Below are 1455 nucleotides of genomic sequence, written 5' to 3' on the forward strand. Positions count from 1 at the left end.
CGGCTGGCCGAGCGGTGCGGTCTGCCCCGGCTGGTGGCCGAGAAGGTCCACCTGACCGGTGCGAAGAACGGGGCCGGTACGGCCGCCGACGCGAAAGCCATGTCGATCGTGGGCGGCATGGTCGCCGGGGCGGACAGCATCGACGACCTGGACGTACTGCGCCACGGCGGGCTGCCGCGCCTGTTCGGCGGGGTGCGGGCGCCGTCCACGCTGGGCAGTTTCCTGCGCGCCTTCACCTGGGGGCATGTGCGCCAACTGGAGTCCGCCGCACGGGCGTTCACCTGCAATCTCGCGGCACACACCGGCTTGGTCCCCACGACGGACGAGGTGGTGTTCGTGGACATCGACTCCAAGGTCAAGCAGGTCTACGGCCCCGCCAAGCAGGGCGCCTCCTTCGGCTACACCAAGCAGCGCGGCCTGCACTTCCAGATCGTCACCGTGAAGACCTCCACCTGCGCACCCGTGATCGTCGCCACCAGACTGCGCAAGGGCTCGGCCGGCTCCGGCAAGGGCGCCGCCAGTCTGCTGCGCGAGGCACTGGCCACGGTCCGGGCCATGGGCATCACCGCCCGCGTCGTCGTCCGCGCGGACTCGGCGTACTTCTCCCACAAGGTCGTTTCTGTGTGCCGCAAGGCAGGCGCCGCCTTCTCCCTGGCCGTCGCGGTCACGAAGACGATCCGCGAGGCCATCGCGCAGATCCCCGAGGACGCCTGGACGCCGATCAAGTACGCCAGCGCCGTCTGGGACGCCGAGGAGGAACGCTGGATCTCCGACGCCGAGATCACCGAGATCGAGTTCACCGCGTTCACCAGCAAGAAGAAGGCGTTCCACACCACGGCCCGGCTGATCGTGCGCCGCGTGAAGCGGCTCAACCCCAAGAGCGTGCCCGCTGGGCAGGCCGAACTGTTCGGCGTCTGGCGCCACCACGTTGTCTTCACCGACAGCCCGTTCGTCCTGGCCCAGGCCGAACCCATGCACCGCGAACACGCCCAGGTCGAGCAGGTCTTCGCCGACCTGGAAGACTCCGCCCTCGCCCACCTGCCCTCGGGGAAGTTCACCGCGAACGCCGCCTGGCTGACCCTGGCCGCCACCGCCTACAACCTCACCCGCGCGAGCGGCCATCTCGCCTCCGCCTTCCACGCCAGGGCGATGACCGGAACGATCCGCCGCCACCTGATCAACATTCCGGCCCGGATCGCGACCGGAGCCCGCCGCGTCACCCTCCACCTGCCCGAACGCTGGCGCTGGACCGACGACTTCACCGACCTGTGGACGGCGACCGGCCAGCGCATGCTCACCTGAACCGCACGCTCGACCTGACCGCCCACGACCTGGAAGAACCTCGGAGATCCCGCACCGGACGGCCACCCGGCCCATCGCGCTGCCCGCACCCCGAAAGACCATCCCGAGCCCACCCGATACCGAAGATCAGAATTCACGCGGTGGATCGAGGCT

1 protein-coding gene is annotated in these 1455 nt (G+C 69.6%); it reads left to right on the forward strand.

Annotated features, from left to right (window positions below):
- On the forward strand, window positions 1-1302 hold a 1302-nt coding region (locus ABTY98_RS42170), incomplete at its 5' end, for an IS1380 family transposase (protein ID WP_352226472.1).
- Window positions 1303-1455: the final 153 nt, after the last annotated feature.

Origin of the sequence: Streptomyces sp. NPDC096040, assembly GCF_040303265.1 — a bacterium.
Taxonomy (GTDB): Bacteria; Actinomycetota; Actinomycetes; order Streptomycetales; family Streptomycetaceae; genus Streptomyces.